This window comes from Janthinobacterium sp. 13, from assembly GCF_002749695.1.
GTDB classification, from domain to species: domain Bacteria; phylum Pseudomonadota; class Gammaproteobacteria; order Burkholderiales; family Burkholderiaceae_D; genus Janthinobacterium; species Janthinobacterium kumbetense.
Genome location: NZ_PEEQ01000001.1, coordinates 5,650,265 through 5,670,536, shown reverse-complemented (window position 1 = coordinate 5,670,536; position 20,272 = coordinate 5,650,265). Strand labels below are relative to the sequence as shown.

Annotated in this window: 16 protein-coding genes; 6 read left to right on the top strand and 10 right to left on the bottom strand. The window is 64.7% G+C overall.

Annotated features, from left to right (window positions below; translation table 11 throughout):
• Window positions 1–76: 76 nt before the first annotated feature.
• Both CLU94_RS24980 and CLU94_RS24975 read left to right on the top strand, forming a co-directional pair.
• Window positions 77–1,051, top strand: coding sequence for a thymidylate synthase (locus tag CLU94_RS24980; protein WP_099667622.1), 975 nt, complete (start codon window positions 77–79; stop codon window positions 1,049–1,051).
• Complete coding sequence (locus CLU94_RS24975) at window positions 1,051–2,094, top strand: SMI1/KNR4 family protein (RefSeq protein ID WP_099667621.1); 1,044 nt, start codon at window positions 1,051–1,053, stop codon at window positions 2,092–2,094. The genes CLU94_RS24980 and CLU94_RS24975 overlap by 1 nt, the downstream gene beginning before the upstream one ends.
• Here the strand turns inward: CLU94_RS24975 and CLU94_RS24970 are convergent.
• The 4 genes from CLU94_RS24970 to CLU94_RS24955 form a co-directional block, all read right to left on the bottom strand.
• Entirely contained in the window at window positions 2,091–4,355 is a 2,265-nt protein-coding gene (locus tag CLU94_RS24970) for an outer membrane beta-barrel family protein (RefSeq protein WP_099667620.1), read from the bottom strand. The genes CLU94_RS24975 and CLU94_RS24970 overlap by 4 nt on opposite strands.
• A 187-nt stretch (window positions 4,356–4,542) precedes the next feature.
• Complete coding sequence (locus CLU94_RS24965) at window positions 4,543–5,877, bottom strand: VWA domain-containing protein (protein WP_099667619.1); 1,335 nt, start codon at window positions 5,875–5,877, stop codon at window positions 4,543–4,545.
• A 9-nt stretch (window positions 5,878–5,886) separates the two neighbouring features.
• Window positions 5,887–7,140, bottom strand: a complete 1,254-nt coding sequence (locus CLU94_RS24960; RefSeq protein ID WP_099667618.1) for a TerD family protein — start codon at window positions 7,138–7,140, stop codon at window positions 5,887–5,889.
• 76 nt (window positions 7,141–7,216) lie between these two features.
• Window positions 7,217–7,792 carry a TerD family protein gene (locus CLU94_RS24955; RefSeq protein WP_099667617.1) on the bottom strand — a complete coding sequence of 192 codons (576 nt, stop codon included), beginning with the start codon at window positions 7,790–7,792 and terminating at the stop codon, window positions 7,217–7,219.
• 213 nt (window positions 7,793–8,005) lie between these two features.
• Here CLU94_RS24955 and CLU94_RS24950 point away from each other — a divergent pair, with 213 nt between their 5' ends.
• The 4 genes from CLU94_RS24950 to CLU94_RS24935 all read left to right on the top strand — a co-directional run bounded on the left by CLU94_RS24950 (window position 8,006) and on the right by CLU94_RS24935 (window position 13,402).
• Window positions 8,006–8,770 carry an alpha/beta fold hydrolase gene (locus CLU94_RS24950; protein WP_257218988.1) on the top strand — a complete coding sequence of 255 codons (765 nt, stop codon included), beginning with the start codon at window positions 8,006–8,008 and terminating at the stop codon, window positions 8,768–8,770.
• Complete coding sequence (locus CLU94_RS24945) at window positions 8,767–9,252, top strand: dihydrofolate reductase (RefSeq protein ID WP_099667616.1); 486 nt, start codon at window positions 8,767–8,769, stop codon at window positions 9,250–9,252. Before CLU94_RS24950 ends, CLU94_RS24945 begins: the two co-directional genes overlap by 4 nt.
• A 239-nt stretch (window positions 9,253–9,491) precedes the next feature.
• Entirely contained in the window at window positions 9,492–11,756 is a 2,265-nt protein-coding gene (locus CLU94_RS24940) for an arginine/lysine/ornithine decarboxylase (protein ID WP_099667615.1), read from the top strand.
• Window positions 11,757–12,013: 257 nt separating this feature from the next.
• Window positions 12,014–13,402, top strand: a complete 1,389-nt coding sequence (locus CLU94_RS24935; RefSeq protein ID WP_257218987.1) for a sigma-54-dependent transcriptional regulator — start codon at window positions 12,014–12,016, stop codon at window positions 13,400–13,402.
• Window positions 13,403–13,408: 6 nt separating this feature from the next.
• On the opposite strand, the gene CLU94_RS24930 is transcribed toward CLU94_RS24935, so the two are convergent.
• From CLU94_RS24930 to CLU94_RS24905, 6 genes are read right to left on the bottom strand one after another with little or no spacing between them, the layout of a single operon-like run.
• Window positions 13,409–14,137 carry an amidohydrolase family protein gene (locus CLU94_RS24930; RefSeq protein WP_099667614.1) on the bottom strand — a complete coding sequence of 243 codons (729 nt, stop codon included), beginning with the start codon at window positions 14,135–14,137 and terminating at the stop codon, window positions 13,409–13,411.
• A gap of 9 nt (window positions 14,138–14,146) precedes the next feature.
• On the bottom strand, window positions 14,147–14,797 hold the full coding sequence (locus CLU94_RS24925; RefSeq protein WP_099667613.1) for a hypothetical protein: 651 nt from the start codon (window positions 14,795–14,797) through the stop codon (window positions 14,147–14,149).
• 34 nt (window positions 14,798–14,831) lie between these two features.
• Window positions 14,832–15,689, bottom strand: coding sequence for a hypothetical protein (locus tag CLU94_RS24920; RefSeq protein ID WP_099667612.1), 858 nt, complete (start codon window positions 15,687–15,689; stop codon window positions 14,832–14,834).
• Complete coding sequence (locus CLU94_RS24915; protein ID WP_099667611.1) at window positions 15,673–16,719, bottom strand: aminotransferase class I/II-fold pyridoxal phosphate-dependent enzyme; 1,047 nt, start codon at window positions 16,717–16,719, stop codon at window positions 15,673–15,675. The genes CLU94_RS24920 and CLU94_RS24915 overlap by 17 nt, the downstream gene beginning before the upstream one ends.
• A 20-nt stretch (window positions 16,720–16,739) precedes the next feature.
• On the bottom strand, window positions 16,740–18,926 hold the full coding sequence (locus tag CLU94_RS24910; protein WP_099667610.1) for a hypothetical protein: 2,187 nt from the start codon (window positions 18,924–18,926) through the stop codon (window positions 16,740–16,742).
• Window positions 18,923–20,272 (bottom strand): hypothetical protein, encoded by a 1,350-nt coding sequence (locus tag CLU94_RS24905; protein WP_099667609.1) that lies wholly within the window; start codon window positions 20,270–20,272, stop codon window positions 18,923–18,925. The genes CLU94_RS24910 and CLU94_RS24905 overlap by 4 nt, the downstream gene beginning before the upstream one ends.

Here is a 20,272-nt window from a genome sequence, read left to right as displayed (position 1 = left end):
CGTAATTATGTGCGTGGGCCGCGGCCCGCCTGTCGCGCCTGCGTTACAATCACCATCCTTACCGTTGGAGAAATACATGCAGCAATATCAAGATTTGATCAAGACCGTGCTCGAAACGGGCAGCTGGCAAGACAACCGCACGGGCATCCGCACCCTGAGCGTGCCGGGCGCCATGATGCGTTTCGACTTGGCCAACGGCAACTTCCCTGCCGTGACAACCAAGAAACTGGCTTTCAAATCCGTGATCGGCGAATTGTGCGCCTTCCTGCGCGCCTCGCGCAACGCGGCCGAGTTCCGCGCCCTGGGCTGCAAGGTCTGGGACCAGAACGCCAATGAAAACGCGCAATGGCTGGCCAACCCCTACCGCGAAGGCGAGGATGACCTGGGCCCCGTGTACGGCGTGCAATGGCGCCAATGGCCCGCATATAAGCTGCTCGACGCCGACCAGCCCGCACAGATCGCCGATGCGCAAGCGAACGGCTTTACCTTGGTCGCCCCCATCGTCGAGGGCGGCGTGCAAAAAGTGCTGCTGTACAAGGCCGTCGACCAGTTGCGCGAATGCCTGGACACCATCATGACCAATCCGGGCAGCCGGCGCATCCTGTTCCACGGCTGGAACCCGGCCGTGCTGGACGCCGTTGCCCTGCCCGCCTGCCATTTGCTGTACCAGTTCATCCCGAACGCCAGCACGCGCGAAATCTCGCTGTGTTTATATGTACGCAGCAACGATATCGGCCTGGGCACGCCGTTCAACATCGCCGAAGGCGCCGCCCTGCTGCACCTGGTGGCGCGCCTGACGGGCTACACGCCGCGCTGGTTCACCTACTTCATCGGCGACGCGCACATCTATGAAAACCACCTCGACATGGTGGAAGAACAATTGAAGCGCACGCCGTTCCCGGCGCCCCGTTTCGTCATTTCCGAGCGCGTGCCCGACTACGCGAAGACGGGCAAGTACGAGCCGGAATGGCTGGAAAAGATCGAGCCGTCGGATTTCTCGCTGGAAGGCTATGAACACCACGCGCCCATCAAGGCGGCGATGGCCGTCTGATGGCGGTCACAGCACTCGCCGCCCTGCACCGCAAGCTGTTTGACGAAACGGATGGCAGCAAGTTCGCCAGGCTGAAAGAGCGGCTGCTGAAAAAGCATGCCGCGGACGACAGGCTGGCCGTGCTCGACATCCTGACGGCGTATGCGCGCGATGGACAACTGCTGCACTGGCGCACCTTTTTGATGACGGATATCGTGCATCTGGTGGAAGGCAGTCAACATGCGGCCTTTTTCGCATGGGCACTGGAGCAGCCCGCACTGGCGTACTGGGGCGTCGATGGCTTGCTGAAAAGTATAGGCGTGGACGCGTATGCGCCCCTGGTGGCGCTGGCAGCGTCCGGCGCCACCAGGCTGGAAGTGCGCGCCAAGGCGATCAAGAGCCTGGCCGTGTTCAGCCGCCAGCCGTTTGACCAGGACTTGCCGTCCGATCCCGGCCACTGGAAGGCAGAGCAGCTGCGACTAAGCGCCGTGCTGGACTGGCAAGCGGACGGCTACCCTGACGGTGCAGGCTACAAGGCGCCCGCCAAGCATGAGACGCTGGCCAAGCCGCGGTCGCGCCTGCAAGTAGCAGCCGCCTTCCTGGAGCGGAAACTGGCGCTGCGGCGCCAGCGCGAGCAAGACCTGGCGCAACCGTCGAACTGGCTGACCATGGCCAGCGCCAAGGACATGGCCGAGATCGACGCGCAATGGGTCTTGCCGGAAATCTACCGCCATTTCCTGCAATTCTATTCGCCGCTGCGCGTGCATGTCGACGGCAAGCGCTTCCCGCAGGGCCTGCATCTGTACGGCGCGGCGGAGCTGGTGAAGGCCCAGCACGGCTACGCCGTCCATGCCGTGCATCATCACAACATCGCGAGCTGGCAGTCGAAGCTCGTGGTGATTGCCGATGCGGGCGGCGACCCGTACTGCGTGCACCTGGAAGAAAGAAGCATCGACGGCGACTTGCCCGTGTACCGCGCCAGACATGGCGCAGGCGAATGGCGCTTCGAGCTCCATATGGACGATTTCATCGACTTCCTGCGCGAAATCGCGTGGGCGGCCTAGCCTGCTTCGCCGCCCGGTCCGCCGGGACCGGGGCCGCCTGGCCCCCGTCCGCCCGGCGGACCGAAGCGCGGCTCCCGTTCGCCCTCCTTGGCCGCCGACGTGGCGCCGCCCAGGCGGTACGACAAGCCCACATAAATCATGCGGCCGTCAAAGCGGCGCGTGCTCGTTTCGCGCAGCGAGGCGCTGTTGATGACGGTTTCCATCTTGTTGCTGCTGAACACATCGGTCACATTCATGACCAGGCTCAATTGCGGTGTCACCGTGTGGCGTAAACTGAGGTTCAGCGTGTTGTTTGGCGAGCGGTAGCCCTGTCCCGACAGCATCTTGCCTTGCATTTGCAGGGCCAGTTGCAGCTGGTTATCCGCACTGATCTGGTAATTGAGGCGCGCGCGGCCGCTCAGGGCGTTGGCCGTGCGCGTGCTGCGGTTGCCCAGGTCGTCGGAACTCGTCTGCTGGCTGCGCGCCAGGTTGCCGCTCGTGTTCAGGGTCAGGGACGGCGTCAGCTTGCCGCTGACGCTGAATTCCAGGCCGCTCGAATGGCTGCCTTCGCCGTTTTCCCGCGTGGTCAGCAGCACATTGTCGCTGATAAAATAGCGGTAATCGACGATGGCGTCCGTGTCGCGCCGGTGGTAGGCGCGCAAGCTGCTTTCCAGGCCCGCGATCTTCGTTTCATAGCCGATTTCGAAGGAATCCGTCTGCGTGGGTTTCAGCTTGGGATTGCCGGCCGACACATTGAACTCGTCGCGGTAGACCACGTAGGGGTTCAAATCGCCCGCATTCGGGCGGCGGATGCGGTGCGCGTAGCTGAAGCGCAAATTGCTCTCGTCACTGACTTTATAGGTGGCGAACAGGCTGGGAATATAGTTGACGTAATTGTTGCCAGCCTCAACGCCACTGGTGATCTGGCGCACGTTCAAGTCCGTGTATTCGGCGCGCAAGCCGGCCAGGGCGCCCCAGCGTTCGCTCAGGCGCATCTGGTAAGAGCCGTACAGCGCGATGGTGCGCTCGTCGAGCTCGAAACGGTTGCTGCGCATGGGATTGACGGTCTCGGCCAGGCTGGCCGGATTGATGTCCGTATATAAAGTGTCGAAACTGCTCTTGTTGTCGGCCACCTTGTAGCCCAGCTTGGCCGTGCCGCCCGCCAGCGGACGCTCGTAGTCGCCGCTGAAGTCGACGATGCGGTTGCCCGTCTCGCTATGCTGGCGTGCGCGGCTGTCAAATGCATTGACGGGCGCGATCGCATAGGCATTCGCGTAATCGCTGTCGCTCTCGTTGGTGGACGACGACACGCGCAAGTCGATTTTCAGGGTTTCGCCGGGCAACTCGCCCTTGTGGTCATAGCGCCCGCCCCAGCTGTAGTTACGGCTGTCGCCATTGCGCACGGTGCTGCGCACATAGTCGCCGATGGTGTTGCCCGTGCTGTCGCCGTTGATATACCGGTCGAGCGAACGCTGGTCGTTGCTGCGGCCGTTGTACGACACGCTGGCGGCCAGGGTGTCGTTCGCATTCAGGTTGTAGTTGACGGTGCCGTGCAAGCCCAGCGAATCGTTCAAGCCATTGTTGGTGGAGCTCTGGCTGCTGGGGGCAAAGGCGCCCGTGCCGCGGTCCAGGCGTTCGCGGCTGACCTCGCCCACGGAATTGCGGCCGTCATGGCGCACGTTGATGCCGCCCTGGTAGCCCCACGGACCTTCATTGTAGGTGCCGGAGACGGAGCTGTTGTAGCGCCCGGCGATGCCCGCATTCGCGTTGACGGTGGCAAAGCCGCCCGGCTTGCGGTTGCGCCGCATCACCAGGTTCAAAATCGGGCCACCACCGGCTTCGTTGCCGAACTGGGCGCCGGGATTGTTGATCACTTCCACGGACTCGATATCGTCGGCCGCCATGGCGTTCAACGTAGCGCCGCGCGAATCGCCCTGCAGCATGGCCGACGGTTTTCCATCGATCAATATCTGCACATTGCTGCTGCCGCGCAAGGACACCGAACCGTCGGGGTCGACGGCCACCGAAGGCACATTGTTCAAGGCATCGGCCGCCGTGCCGTTGGTGCTGCCCACGTCGGACTTGACGTCGTAGACTTGCCGGTCGATGCGGCCCGTGGGACGTTCGGCCGTCACGCTGACGGTAGCGGGAGCATCGGCGGCGGGCGCCTTGGCCGGTGCGGGCTTGACGACGGTATCGCCGGTGACGGTTTGCGCCTGGACAGCGGCGCCGGACACGAGCAGGCTGCCGCCCGCCAGGCAGTGAAAGAGGATTTTATGCATTTGCTTAAAAAATAATCGAGACGCTACGGATGAGGCACTACGCCGCAGCGTGAGAGCACATTCTCAAAGCATGCCACGATTGCAAGGAGCAAAGCAAATGCGAACCATTGTTATTTACTTCAATTTACAAATCTCTCGCACTTGTGGTCGCATAGCCTCATCCGATGACCTTTGCACTACCTTTGCGCTACCCCAACAAGCCCTTGCCGCGCGCCAGTTTCAGCCAGCCCGGATATTCCGTCATCAATAAGTCATACAGTTCCGCATCGCTGTGCTCGTCGGGCGAGCTGACGGAAAAGTAATTGGCATTGTCGACCAGGCGGCCCTGCAATTCGTCGAGCTTTTCCAGGAAGGGGAAGTCGGAATCGGCAAAGGCGGCGAGGAACTTGCTTTTCGATTTGCGCCCCTTGCCGATGCCCATGAATTGCCAAAAGATCGGCTCATGGCTGGCCCAGCGCAATTGTTTCTCCGTCGTCGCCTGGTCGCTCGTGCCGCCATCGGTGACGAACATCACGTACACGGGCAATTCCGCGGCGACGGGCCGCGTGCGTTCGCCGCCGGCGCCATCGGGGAAATAAAATGCGCGTATCGCCTGCATGGCGGCGCCATAGCGCGTGTCGCCTTCCAGCGGATGGCGCTGTATGGCCTGGCCCACGTAGGTATTGCAGTTGCTCAAGGCCATGGGCGCCGGATGGTGGACATTCTTGCCGAACAGGAAAACATCGATTTCGCCATCGTCGTCGAACTTGCAGCCCAGGGCCAGGATGCGCTCGGCAAAGCGCTGCACCAGCCCCTCTTTATATAGTCGGCCCATGGAACCGGAAATATCCAGGCACAAACACACCTTGGCGCGGTGGTCAAGCAATCCCACTTTCTGCAGCGACACGCCCGCCTGCTTGACGAGGCTGACCAGTTGCGGCGCTTCCCGTTCGACCCGTTTTTCCAGGTTGATCTTTGCCTGCATGACGGCCGAAACCGCCGTAGGGGCAGCAGAGGCGGCCTGGTCGACTTCGCCGCCGAAGTGGCGCACCAGCGCGTCCAGTCCGCCATTAAAACCTTGCCCCACGGCCATGCAGCGCCAGCCGCCATCCTTGCGGTAGATTTCCGCCAGCATGACGGCTTTTTCCTGCGCGAAATCACTACCCGCGAAAGCGAAGCGGGCCAGCTCGCGTGCGCCCGCCTGCAGGCGCACGTGGCCGGCTTGCAGCTGCGACATCACGCCGCCGCCATCGATGGCCGCCGTCACGACGAGGCGGTCTATGCCGGCCGGCAAGCGCGCCAGTTGCAAGGCAAACTCGGCCATGTCGCCGCCGCTGCCGGCCCGCGCTTCCACGCCGCCGCACGGCGTGCGCGGCTGGTTGAAAAAGGTCATGTAGCGCTCGTCGGCCAGTTTGCCGTTGGCGTCGAGGCCGAAACAGGCCACGTCGAGCGCCAGCCCCTGCGCAGCGACGCCCACCTGCAGCACGCCGTCGGGAACGAGATTGGCCAGCGGCAAGCGCTGTCCCTTGGACAAGGTTTCCATCAGTGCCTCCTAGGCGATATAGCGGCGCGGATTGTCCGCGTTGAAATCATCTTCGTCTTCCTTGTCCTCGCCCTTGAAGACGACGGGACCGTTGAAGGCCAGTTGCAGATTCTCGCCCTGCCAGCTCAGCCACGGCGTCGCTTCGCTGCCCGGTTCCGACGTCTTGCCGGACGGTTCGAGGATGATGCTGTCGGGCGTGATGCGCGCCATGCCGATCACATAGGTGTAGACGGAATCGTCCTCGGCCGCCTTGGACAGGCGGAAGTCGAACGCGCACTCGACGATCTGCTCGCCATACTGCATGACCATCTTCGGCCGCATGGAAGCGACCGACACGGCGCCATTGGCCAGCGCCGAATACACGCTGAAGACGAGGCCCACCGTGCCGCCGTACTGTTGCGCCAGCGCGGGATTGACTTCCACCGTTTCCGTGGCCGGTTCCTTGCCCGATGCGCCCGCCACGTCGCCCAGGTGGCGCACGTACGGCATGACGTCGAAGCTGCCCGGCGTATCGGGTGCCTGGATGAAGCGCATCTGGCCGTTCGGCAAGAGTATGCCGACTCTTAAATCGAGGTCGTCGTTATCGTCGTCGCCATCGCCGTTGTCGACCCAGCTGGCCTTGACGGTAAGCTTGCCCGGCGCGCCCGCGCCCTTTTGCAGCGACACCTTGTGCGTCTGGCCCGCCTTGGTCAGCGAGATTTTCGACAGGGAAATTTTGCGCGGCGGCGCCTGCTCCGCTGCCGCCTGCGCCACTTCGCCGCCGAAATGGGCGACCAGAGAGTCCAGGCCGCCATTGAAACCCTGGCCCACGGCCATGAAGCGCCAGCCGCCGTCCTTGCGGTAGAACTCGCCCAACATGACGGCTTTTTCTTGCGCAAAATCAGATCCCGCATACGTGTAGCGGGCCAGCTCGCGCCCGCCATCCTGCAAGCGCAGGTAGCCGCTGCCCAGCTGCGCCATGGTGGCCGCGCCATCGATGGCGGCCGTGACGACGAGGCGCTCGATGGTGGCAGGCAAGCGGTCCAGCTGATAGCTGAAACCGGCCGCATCGCCGGACGGCGCCGCCGCTTCCACGCCGCCGCACGGCGTGCGCGGCTGGTTAAAGAAGGTCATGTAGCGGTCGTCGGACAGCTTGCCGTTGGCGTCGAGGCCGAAACAGGCAAAGTCCAGCGGCACGCCAGCGCTGGCGAGCCCCAGTTGCACGACGTTGCCCGTGACGAGGCCGGACAGCGCCAGGCGCTGCCCCTTGATCAGGTTTTCCATGGAGTCAGGGAGAAAGAAAGGAGGGACAGAACCGGGCAGCGATGCCACCCGGTACAGTTACGCAAACAATTGCTTTTTATGCATTAATGCCGAACGAGCGTGCCAGTGGTCCCAGGCCGCCCTTGAAACCCTGGCCGATGGCCTTGAATTTCCATTCGCTGCCGGCGCGGTAGATTTCGCCGAAGATCATGGCCGCTTCCGTCGAGCCGTCTTCCGACAGGTCGTAGCGGGCGATTTCCGCGCCGTTGTCGCCGTTCAGGCAGCGGATGTAGGCCTTGCCCACCATGCCAAAGTTCTGCTTGCGGTTTTCCGCGTCGTGGATAGTCACGGCGATGGCGATCTTGTCGATGTCTGCGGGCACGCTGGCCAGGTCGACGGCCACTTTCTCGTCGTCGCCATCGCCGCCGCCCGTGGTGTTGTCGCCCGCGTGGACGATGGAGCCGTCAGCCGACTTCAGGTTGTTATAAAAAATGAAATCGGCATCGGAACGGGCCTTGCCATCCGTTTTCAACAGGAAAGCGCTGCCGTCCAGGTCAAAAGCGGCGCCATCGGTGGCGCGCGGGTCCCAGCCCAGGCCAATCACGATTTTCTTCAAGCCGGGAGCTTCCTTGCTCAGGTTGACATTGCCGCCTTTTTGCAAACTGATCGCCATGGTAATTCCTCTTTAATGTGGGGGTTGCATTCGGTGTTTCAGGTCACGTCGCCGGCACGCCAGCTTGATGAGCCATGAGCCTACCATAAAGTTCCGGCTTGCCAGCCGCGCACTATTGAAAATAATGCCATACGGAAAAATCGTGCCGCTGTCCCCATGCGCAAAATGACGGATAATGCCGCTCGACAAAAATTTTTCACACTAGGTTTGTCCTTGATCAATATACGACTCGACTGCATTCCTGGCACCCTGTGCGACGCACGCCTGTGGTCGCGCCTGGCGCCCGCCCTGGGCGACGCCTTTGAGCTGCAGCACATCCCCCTGCACCAGGCGCGCACGCGCCCGCAAATGCAGCAGATGATCGCCAGCCACAGCGCTCCGCAAGCCCATCTGGTGGGCTTTTCGCTGGGCGCCTACCTGGCGCTCGAACACGCGCTGGCGCATCCGCAGCGTGTGAAATCCCTCACTTTGATCGCCAATTCGGCCAAAGGTTTGCTGCCGGCGGAGGTCGAAGCGCGCCAGCGCATCGTCGCCATGCTCGATCGCAATGCCTATGCGGGCATCACGCGCCAGCGCCTGCGCGAATTGCTGCACCCGTCGCACTTGCAGGACGGCGCCATCACGGGCCTGATCCAGCAGATGGGACTGGACCTGGGCAAGGAGGTGCTGCTGGCGCAATTTCTCACCACGATAGACCGCCCCGACCTGATGGCGCGCTTGCCGGAACTCGATTTCCCCGTGCTGATCGTGGGCGCCGAAGACGACAAGCTCGTCGATCCCGACGACCTGCGCGCCATGGCCGCCCGCCTGCCGCAAGCCACCTTGCACATACTGAAAGACGATACCGGCCACATGATTCCGCTGGAAGCGCCAGGCGCGCTGGCGCAAGCCATGCGTGCGCATCTGGAGGCTGCCGGCAATTTCAACGATAATGACGGGCATCGGGCCTCGCCCCCACCTTTTTCACAGAACCAATGAGCTTACTGACCATCATCGTCGCCACCGACCAGCAAGGCGGCATCGGCATCGACAACACCCTGCCGTGGAAATTGCCGGAAGACCTGGCGCATTTCAAGCGCTTGACGACGGGCCACCCCATCCTCATGGGCCGCAAGACCTTCGATTCCATCGGCCGCCCGCTGCCGAACCGCCGCAACATCGTCATCACGCGCAATCCGGACTGGCGCCACGAAGGCGTGGAAGCGGCGCCGTCGCTGGAAGCGGCCATCGCCCTGCTGGACGGCGCCGAAGGCTATGTCATCGGCGGCGCCGACATCTATAAACAGTCGCTGGCCCTGGCGCAGCGCCTGATCGTCACGGAAATTGGCCAGACGTTCGATTGCGACGCGTTTTTCCCCGCCGTGGATCATGCCGTGTGGCAAGAAACCGCGCGCGAAGCGCATGTTTCGGAGAAATCCGGCCTGCCTTACGCCTTTGTCACCTTGCAACGCAAAGCCTGATAAGGTTGATATTGATTAACAGAATGTTGCTGTAATACCCCTGTCACACCGTTGCGTCACGCTAGCGCAAGCTTGTGGCGCTTTGGGGCGATATTTTTTTCCCGCAGAGGCCGCATTTCTGCGAGAATCCCGTTCTTATTTTTTTTATGCGGCTGCCGGGTTGCACTACCGCCTGACCGTCGCGCCCTAGTCCGCCCCTTCACATCTGTCAGGGGCGGCTTGCTTTTTTGGAGACATGCATGAAATTTCGTTTCCCCATCGTCATCATTGACGAGGATTTCCGTTCTGAAAATACGTCCGGCCTGGGCATTCGCGCCCTTGCCGCCGCAATGGAAAAAGAAGGCATGGAAGTGCTGGGCGTGACCAGCTACGGCGATTTGTCGCAATTTGCCCAGCAGCAATCGCGCGCGTCAGCCTTCGTGCTGTCGATCGACGATGAAGAATTCGGCGCCGGTTCCATCGAGGAAACCGATCACGCCTTGAAGTCGCTGCGCGCCTTCGTCGAGGAAATCCGCTACAAGAACGCCGACATCCCTATTTACCTGTACGGCGAAACGCGCACCTCGCGCCATATTCCCAACGATATCCTGCGCGAACTGCATGGTTTCATCCACATGTTCGAAGATACGCCGGAATTCGTCGCGCGCCACATCATCCGCGAAGCGAAATCCTACCTGGACGGCCTGTCGCCGCCGTTCTTCCGCGCGCTGGTGCACTACGCCAACGACGGTTCCTACTCGTGGCACTGCCCCGGCCACTCGGGCGGCGTGGCCTTCCTGAAGTCGCCGATCGGCCAGATGTTCCACCAGTTCTTCGGTGAAAACATGCTGCGCGCCGACGTCTGCAACGCCGTCGAGGAACTGGGCCAGCTGCTCGACCATACGGGTCCTGTCGCCGCGTCCGAACGCAATGCGGCGCGCATCTTCAACGCCGACCATTGCTATTTCGTCACGAACGGCACCTCGACCTCGAACAAGATGGTGTGGCATTCGACCGTGGCGCCAGGCGACATCGTCGTCGTCGACCGCAATTGCCACAAGTCAATCTTGCATTCGATCATCATGTGCGGCGCCATTCCCGTGTTCCTGATGCCGACGCGCAATCACCTGGGCATCATCGGCCCTATCCCGCTGCATGAATTCACGCCGGAAAGCATTGCCCGCAAGATCGAAGCGAATCCGTTCGCGCGCGAAGCGAAGAACAAGAAGCCGCGCATCCTGACCATCACGCAATCGACCTACGATGGCGTGATCTACAACGTGGAAACCCTGCGCGAAATGCTGGACGGCAAGATCGACACCCTGCACTTCGATGAAGCATGGCTGCCGCACGCCACCTTCCACGATTTCTACAAGAATATGCACGCCATCGGCAAGGACCGTCCGCGCGCCAAGGAATCGATGATCTTCTCGACCCAGTCCACGCACAAATTGCTGGCCGGCCTGTCGCAGGCCTCGCAAATCCTCGTGCGCGAATCGGACACGGTCAAGCTGGACCAGGACGCCTTCAACGAGGCTTACCTGATGCACACCTCGACCTCGCCGCAATATTCCATCATCGCCTCGTGCGACGTGGCCGCGGCCATGATGGAAGCGCCGGGCGGCACGGCCCTGGTGGAAGAGTCGATCATGGAAGCGCTCGATTTCCGCCGCGCCATGAAAAAGATCGACCAGGAATGGGGCCAGGACTGGTGGTTCCAGGTGTGGGGGCCGGCCAGCTTCAACGACGAAGGCATGGGCCAGCAGGAAGACTGGATGATACGCGCCGAAGATGACTGGCACGGTTTCGGCGACCTCGCTCCCGGCTTCAACATGCTCGACCCGATCAAGGCGACCATCGTCAACCCGGGCCTGTCGCTGGACGGCCAGTTCGGCGACACGGGCATCCCCGCGTCCATCGTCACCAAGTACCTGGCCGAGCACGGCGTCATCATTGAAAAATGCGGCCTGTACTCGTTCTTCATCATGTTTACCATCGGCATCACCAAGGGCCGCTGGAATACCCTGTTGACGGCCTTGCAACAATTCAAGGACGACTATGACAAGAACCAGCCGATGTGGCGCATCCTGCCGGAATTTGCGGCGGCCAACCCACGCTACGAAAAAATGGGCTTGCGCGACCTGTGCCAGCAAATCCACGATTTCTACAAGGCTTACGACGTGGCCCGTTTGACGACGGAAATGTATCTGTCGGACATGATCCCGGCCATGAAGCCGTCGGACGCGTTCGCCAAGATGGCGCACCGCGAAATCGAGCGCGTGGCCATCGACGAACTGGAAGGCCGCATCACGTCCATCCTGCTGACGCCGTACCCACCAGGCATCCCGCTCTTGATCCCGGGCGAGCGCTTCAACAAGACCATCGTCGACTACCTGCGCTTCGCACGCGACTTCAACGAGCGCTTCCCCGGCTTCGAGACGGATGTGCATGGCCTCGTGAAACGCGAAGTCGATGGCAAGCGCGGCTACTTCGTCGATTGCGTCAAGATGGATGAGAACGCCTAAAAATCGTCCATGGCGGCGTTGCATTGCCTAGCCGTACTATTCGTACTGTCTTCGGCAATGCGCCTTGCCCTGAACGTTTTTAGCCATTCTCGTGACGTTGCTTGATGACGTTGCTGGAACCGCGCTCACTGGCGCCGCCTGATGCAGATCAGGCGGCGTTTTTCATTGTGGGCCAGCGCGCACGCTTGCGCCAGATCAAACGGCTGGGGTATCGGGCTTCTAAGATGGGCGACTCGTGCCCTCGTGACGGCAGGCCTATGACGCTCAAGGTGTGGCTGGAAATCATGCAGCAGGCGGCGGCTGGCAGTGGCGCCTTGCTGGCGGCGGCCTTGAAGCAGGCTCAGGTAACTATAGCCCGGCGGCACGATGACGAAGCAGATGGAACGGGCATCGTGCTGTTCGCCGAAGCCAATACGGCGCTGCTGCAAGCGCTGCCGGCGCTGTGCAGCCATGCCCGCGTGCTGGCCATCGCCGCCTGCGGCCAGGCCCTCAGCTGTGCGCAACAGCGGGCCCTGCTGGCGGCCGGCGCGCTCGATGTGCTGCTGTGGCCTGGCGGCGCCGTCGATGCGGGCCAGGTGCTGGCGCGCCTGCAGCGCTGGCAAGCCGTGGCTCAGCTGCTGGCGTCCAGCGCCGTGCGCCAGCAACTGGTGGGCGGCAGCGCTGCCTGGACCGCCTTGCTGCACCAGGTGGTGGAAATGGCCGCCTTCAGCCAGGCCCCGATGCTGATCACGGGTGAGACGGGCACGGGCAAGGATTTACTGGCGCAACTGGTCCACCGCCTGGGCAACTGCCGGGGCGACTTCACCATCCTCGACTGCACCACCTTGTCGCCGGAACTGGCGGGCAGCGAACTGTTCGGCCATGAACGGGGCGCGTTTACGGGCGCGGCGGCGCCGCGCGATGGCGCTTTCGCCCTGGCCGACGGCGGCGTGCTCTTCCTCGACGAAGTGGGCGAACTGCAGCTGCCCCTGCAGGCGCAGCTGCTGCGCGCCATCCAGGAACGCAAATACAAGCGCGTGGGCGGCAATACCTGGCAGCCGACGCAATTTCGCCTCGTCTGCGCCACCAACCGTGCACTGGAAGACGAGGTGGCGCGCGGCGCCTTCCGCGCCGACCTGTATTACCGCATCGCCGGCTGGCGTTGCCAAACCCCGCCCCTGCGCGAGCGCCAGGACGACATCTTGCCGCTGGCCCGGCATTTCCTCGCCGAACTGGCCCAGCAGCAGCCGCCCCCGCTGGACGCCGCCGTGCGCGAATACCTGCTGCTGCGCGACTATCCGGGCAATGTGCGCGAGCTGCGCCAGACCGTCACGCGCATCTGGCACCGCCATTGCGGCCCCGGCCCCATCACCATCGGCGCCCTGCCCCCCGAAGAACGGCTGCTGGCGCCGCCCTGGCCCGACCAGCACTTCGAAGCGGCCGTGCGGCGGGCCCTGGCCCAGGGCTGCAAGCTGTCGCACATCGCGCGCTGCGCCACCGACATGGCCATCCGCCTCGTGCTGGCCGAGGAACACGGCAACAACCAGCGCGCCGCCGCCCGCCTGGGCGTGACGGACCGCGCCTTGCAGATACGCCGCAAGGCGGCCGCCTGCGCGACGCCAGCCGCGACTGCCGCTACGATTGCGATTCCGCCGGCCGCGCCTTGATCTGCCTCAAACCAGCCGCGCCAGCCGCAAGAAATTGCCACCCGTAATCAAAGCCGCATCGGCTGGCGGCAAGCCTAGCAGCTGAATCTTGTGCAATTCCAGCCCCGGATGCAGCCAGGGGCCATCCGAGCCGAACAAGACCTTGTGCGGCCCCGCGCGGCGCACGGCCTGCTGCAGCAAGTCGAAGCGGCGCACGCCCGAGCTATCCGCATGGATGTTACGGTGGCGGGCCAGATGGTCGACCAGCGCCAGCTGCGCCGCCCAGTCGTCGCCGAAGCTGCCCAGATGGGGCAGGATGAAATCGACATCGGGATACTGCTGCGCCAGCAGTTCGGCCACGGCCACCTCGCCGGCCGGGTCGTACAGCACGGGCAAGCCGAAGAAACGGGCCGCGTCGCACACTTCGCCGCTGATGCGCGCATCCAGGCGGTGCGCCTTGATGCCGACAAAACCGTAGCGCTCGACGGCCGTGCGCACCAGGTCCAGGATGCGGCCCCGGTCGCGCCGCGCATGCACGAAGGCAAAGCCGTAGAAACGCTGCGGATCGGAGGCGACCAGGCGCGCCACGCCATGGTTGGCGATGGCGTAATCGGAGTGGAAGGTGGCGAACAGCACGCTGCGGGCGATGCCGGCCGCCTGCGCGCGGCGCAGATAGGCTTGCAGCGGCGCATCGCTGTCCCACGGCCCGCTCAAGCCGTCGCCCGGTCCCGCATGGCAATGGCAGTCGATGATCATCTTACCGTGCTATTGCCAGTCGCCCATGACGACGATGCGGTTGCCGCGCCGGCGCCAACGCCCGCCCTCCTCCTCGCCCTGCGGCGCGGCCGAACGGAAATGCCGCAGTTGCTGGTGTAGGGCCCGCGTCAGCGCGCTTTCCACGGCGCGCGCGCTGCCGTCGCCGTCGGCCGCCAGGCGCGCCGCCTGCCCCGCGATGCGCACGAAGCGGCGCGCCAGCTCCAATTCGCGGTCGGCCGGCGCCGCGGCCTCCATCTCCAGTTCCAGCGCATTGCTGGCGGCGCGCCCCAGGGCCGAACCGAGCGCCGTGCCCACGCCGGGTATCGGGATCATCGAACCGAGGGCGCCGCCGACAAAGGGCAAGGCCGTCTTGGCCACGGCCTTCAAGGCGCCGCCCAGGGGCTTGGCCACCTTGGCGATGGTAGCACCCACCTTCTTGACGCCCTTCCACACGCTCTTGAACACGTTGCCGAGAAACTGTTCCAGTTCCTCCTCGCTGGACACTTCCAGCAATTCCATGGCCAGCTGCAACTCTTCCTCTTCGCTGAACAGGACCGGGGCGCTCCCCTTGCCGGACCAGGTTTCGCCAAATTCCAGCACTTCAAACGCGGCGCCGGCCCGCTGGCGGCATTGCGCGCATTCACATTCGAGTTGATGCATGATGCACTCCTTCGCAGTAATGAACGGGCTGTCGTCAGTTCCACATTTCGCCCAGCACGGCCAGTTCCAGTTCGCGCCGCTGGTTGGTCAGCACGCCGCGCTGGTTGGCGAACATGTCGTCGTGGATGCGCTGCTCGATGCGGCGCCGCTGCGCCGCCGAGGACAGGGCCGCCACGTACACCTGGTGACCGCTCAAGTCGATGCCCATCATCTGGCCGCACAGCCGGTGCTGCAGCAAACGGCGGTGCAGATCGTCCGTCTGGCCGCTGTAGGCGCGGCGCCGTCCGCCAGCATCGAATTCGACCACGTACAGGCCCGGGCCGCGGCCATTCGGGTCGCGCAAGGCATTGGCCAGCGGCCCCAGCGCCTGGTAGGTCAAGGCGGCCGCTTCCGGCACCCGGCCCATGGTGCCGGCCAGGGTGGGCGGGATTTCACCTTGTTGCCCGTCATCGTCCTGGCCCTGATCCTGGCCCGCATCGATGCCCGGCTCCGGTTCCTGCTGGTCGCCAAACGCCGGCTCCGCCACGGGATAGGCCTGCGGATAGAGGGTCGGGTAGAGGGGCACATAACCGCCCCAGCCCCAGTAGCGCGGCGGCAGATAGGGCAAGGGCGGCGGTGCGGGACGCGGCGGCCTGCGCGCCGGATTCGCCTGGTAGCGCGGCGGCGCGGGACGGCGCTGTCCGCGCAGGGGCGGCCGCGCGCGCAGCCCGCCGCCGCGCATGCCGCCGCGCGCGCCACCGGGGGGCCAGCGCTCGCCCTCCCCTTCGGCCTCGCCCTCTTCTTCCCCTTGCCACTCCTGCGACCACTCTAGAGACCATTCTCCCTGCCATTCCTGCTCGCCGGCCGCTCCCGGCTGCCCCGCAAAGGGCAGCATTTCAAACGCTTCGTTCATATCGCCTCCTGATGTGATATTCAAGCAAGCCCATCACCTGCTCCAGTTGCCGGGGCGTCTGGTCGGCCCGCAGCAGAAAAGTCAGCGCGCCGGGACCGTCCCCCGCTTGCGCCAGCGACAGCACGCCTGCTGCGCGCAAGACCTGTTGCAAATGGGCGCGGCCGGGCAGGCGCTGCACGGGAAAGCTGCCACCCTCGCAGGCGATGCCGGCCGCCGCCATCCCCGCCCTCCATTGCGCCACCCGCTCCGCCAGCCTGGCGCGCAGGGCGTCGCCATGGCGCGCATTGAGCGCCAGCGCGCGCCGCGCCGCCGCCAGCACGGCTGCCGAAGGCGGACTGGCATGCACGCGCGTCTGGCTGCGCGCCGCGAAGCGCCGCAGCAAGTTGCCGCTGCCGGCCAGCACGGCCAGCGGCACGCCAAAGCCCTTGGCCAGCGAGGCGCCCACGATCAGGTGGCCGCCCCCCTTGTCGCAGCCGCCCGGCAAGCCATGCAGCCGCGCCGAGCCGCCACCAGCCGTGCCCGCCACGCCCAGCACCTGCGTGTCGTCCAGCAGCAGATAGCCGCCTCCCTGGCGCGCCAGGGCCGCGTAGCTGGCCAGCGGCAAGACCTGTTCGCTGCCCGGCACATAGCCGTCGGCCAGGATCAGCGGGCGCCGCCCCTGCCGGCCCCAGTCCGCCGCCAGGCGCCGCAGCACCGCCATCTCGCCGCTGGGAAACATGCGCAGGGGCAAGCCCAGCGCCTGCGCCCGCTCGGCGCCCCAGCGCGCGATGGCGTAGCTGCCGCCATCGACGAGGATCACCAGCCGCTCGGCAGCGAGCATGCCGAACAGGTCCCAGAACAGGTGCAGGGTCGACGGCAGCACGCAGGCGGCCTCGCAGCCTTGCAGCGCAGCCAGGCTTGCTGCCAGGGCTTGCGCGCCGGGCGGCTCCTGCAGCGCGGCCGGCTGACCCAGGGTCAGGCTGCTCCACGGCGCCAGCGAAGGCGCCGGATGGCGCATGCCCAGATACAGCGCACTGGTAAAATCGAGCATGCACGCGCCCCGCTCCCGTCCTAGACGCTGCGCAGCTGCTGGCTCAGGCGCTGGCGCAGCAATACCGAGGGCATCGTCGCTTCGATCGCCGGGTCGCTGCTGTCGACGGACAGGTCGACCCCGGTGGCGGCGCGGTAGCCGTGGATATAGCCCTGCACTTGCGGGCGCCAGAAGCGCGCCCAGTTGAATGCCTGCGTGGGTTCGTAGATGTCGCTCCAGTTGCCATAGCGCACTGAAAGCAGCAATTGCTCGCCAAAGATGGCCAGGTTACGGAAGTGCATCACGCTCGTATCCGTCCAACCCTGCAATTTCTTCATGGCATCGACCCTGTCCATCCACGGTTCCGGATACGCCACCATCACGCGCGTCGGCAAGAATTCGCGGAATTCGGGGCGCGCCAGCATCCATTGCTGCATCAGCATCTCGATGCGCGCCGTCGACGGCAAGTCGCCGAACTGGTTGTGCGCGCCCTGCGACAGAATCAAATGAATTTCCTTCAAGGCATTCAGCACGGGGAAGGCGTCCGCCTTCACGGTGGTGTCGTCATCCTGCTTGTAGAAGGAAGTGAGCAGGCGCAGCAGGTGGTGGAATGCTTCCAGGAATTTGGAGCGGCTGTCGGCAGGCCGGAAGTGCTGCACTGCCTTGCCGTCCAGGCGCACGCCGTAGTGATGGTCATACTCATAGTTGCGGCGCACCACGGTGAGCCGGTGCTGCTCATCTTGGGTGTAGCCCCACAGCAAGTTATTCAGCGGGCGCAACATGTCGATTTCCGTGTTCGACAGGGGATCGAGGCCGCCGCCGGGGGCGCGCAGGTTCTGGAAGCGTTGCGCGATGGCGTTCATGGTCTGCACCAGCATGCCCTCTTCGTGCCAGTACGACCAGATCAGTTCCAGCAGGCAGGGATTGGCCAGCTTTTCCTGGATGATGCCAAAGCACAGGTCCACTTCCCCCTCCTGGCCGCGCGGGATGCTGATGGGGATGTCGGGCAATTTGCGCCGGATCACGGCCAGGTAGGGCAAGGTCTGGAAGCCGTCGATGTTTTCCAGGTAATCGTTGCGCAGCACGGTTTCCAGGTCGCGCCCCTGGGGGATGTCGCGCCGGTCCAGATAGGCGTTGTCTTCGGCCGGATTGAAGGCCAGCGGCTGGTTCAGCACGCCGCAATTGACCATCACGAACGCTTCCGTCGCCACTTTCAGCACGCGGTAGGAGTCCGAATCGGAGAACGGCAGCGCGCGGCGCTGCTTGAGCTGCTGGAACATGTCGGCCTTCTTGACGAAGCGCTCCTGCTCGAAGCCGCGCACGGCGGCCAGGTCGCCGCAAAACAGGCTGTCCATGAAATGCAGGTAATTTGTAAACGACATCGCCTCGGTGCTGTTGCGTATCAGGGTCCACAGGGGCAAGTCTTCCGTCGGCTCCGTTTCCGTGCGCGTCAGCGACACGCCCACATTGCCCGAGATGGGCTGCGGCTGGCGCTCTTCCGTCTCGTATTCCGCATCCACGGCCAGCATGGCGTTCGGACTCAGCCCTTCCGGCACGGGCAAGGCGCCGCGCAGGTCGGGCCGCTGCGACAGCATCATCTGCGCCATGAAACGGTGCATGCCGGCGCGCCGCACGGGTGTGGAAAAGGCGTTCGGCGTGCCGCGCATGGGCACCCATGGCGCGGCGGCCAGCACCTGCACCTGGTCGCGCCCGTCGGCGCTTTGATCGCCGTCAAACGAGACGGTGGCCACGGCGCGGTCGCCCACCCTGCCAAAATTGCAGTCGCTGGGATGGCAGTCCGGCGTTTCGAAGGCCAGCCCCACCTGCGGGTTGAGCTGCGGCTTGAAGCACAGCACGGCGCTGCAGCCGGCCTGCACCGTCACGCACTGGGGCGCCGTGGCGGGGAAATTGCCATACACGCCCACGTAGCTGCCCGTCGCCAGGTCGGCAAACACGGTGCTGCCACGGCCATCCGTCCAGCGCACGCCCACCAGCATGGCGGGGTCGGCTTGCCAGGCGGCAGCGTTGAAATCATGGCAGTCGGCGTCGGCGCCCCGGTACAGGCTGATCGCGGCATTGACGACCATGGCCCCGCTGTCCTGCTCGTGCACGGTGACGACGATGCTGCCGCCCTGCTGTTTCGGGTTCGCCTGGCCCGCCGCCCCGCTCCTGCTGCCCATCTTGCCACCCATATTGCTGCTCATCTTGCTGCTCATCTTGCTGCTCATGTCATTCTCCTCAATGGATAATCAAACGGCCTGCCGGACCGGCGGCCATGCCGCACGACATCCGCGCACAGCTCCGACGTGTCCAGGGTGCTGCGCAGGGCCCAGTGGGTCAGCAAACGCCCCAGCAGCTCGCTTTCGTCTTCCGGGCTCAAGGTGCCGCTGGCGCGCGCCTGGCCCAGCACGGCGAACACCAGGGTCGGCGTCGCCTGGTACATCTGCTCCGGCGCCAGGGTCCAGCTGCGAAACAGCTGCGCCAGCATGGCCGGCTGGCGCGTGTGCACGGCCATGGCTTCGACCAGCGAGCCGCCGCGCAAGGCCGGCGGCCGGTGCTGCACCAGCAAGCCCACCAGGGCGTCCATGCTGGCCTGCAACTGTTCCAGCAGCCGCTGCCGGGCCGGCGGCAGGCCGGCCAGCGGGTAGTACGACAGCCACAGCTGTTCCAGGCGGTTCCACTGCGGATGCGGATACAGGGCCCGTCCCATGGCGCAGCTCAGGCGCACCCGCAGCCATGGCACCGGATGGGGATCGTCGATATTCAGGCGGAAGACAAACACGCGCGGCAGGCTCACCACGCCGATCAGGCCCAGGGTGGCGGCCACGCCGACCCGCGCCAGCGACCAGAAGTCGGCCACGATCTCGGAAATCCACCGCTCCCACAACTGCCACACGTGCACCAGGCCGCTGCCGCCGTGCTGCATGGCTTGCAGCACGGGCCGCAAGGACGCCACCAGGTCCAGCAGCGCCGCGCCCTGGTGGCCGATCTCGTGCACCAGCGACGAGGCGATGCCGCTGCCGATCATGCGTTCGCGCGGCAGGCGGATGATGGCGACGGGATTGTCGCCGCCGCCCGGCAGGCGCGTGCGCGCACGGCGGATGGCCGCGCCCGGCCCCCGGTCCAGGTAGCAGATCACGGGCGGCGCCTGGTAGACATCGCCGGGCAGCGCCAGCGCATCGGCGGCAACGATGTCCAGGCCGGCCAGCCACACGCCCGTCTTGTGCTCGCTGCGCTGCGTGATGACTTCGTTGAACAGGTCGAACTGGGTCAGCGCGGCATTGAACTTCAGGCGCAGGAAAGTGAAGCGGCGCTGGGCCTCGGCAGCCGTGGCCATGCTGGCGCCGTCGGCGTGCTCGCGCCGCAGCCACCACTGGAACTGGGCCACCATGCGCCGCAAGGCGCGCCGGCCCTGCACCAGCTGGCTTTCGATGGCCGACTGGGCGCTGGGCATCAGGGACGCCGCCAGCACCGTCGGCTCGATCAGCGCAAACGGTTCCAGCCGCGCCAGCCGCGTCAGCAGCGAGCGCGCCTCCTGCTCCAGCATCCAGGCTGCATAAGCGCCGATGGCCAT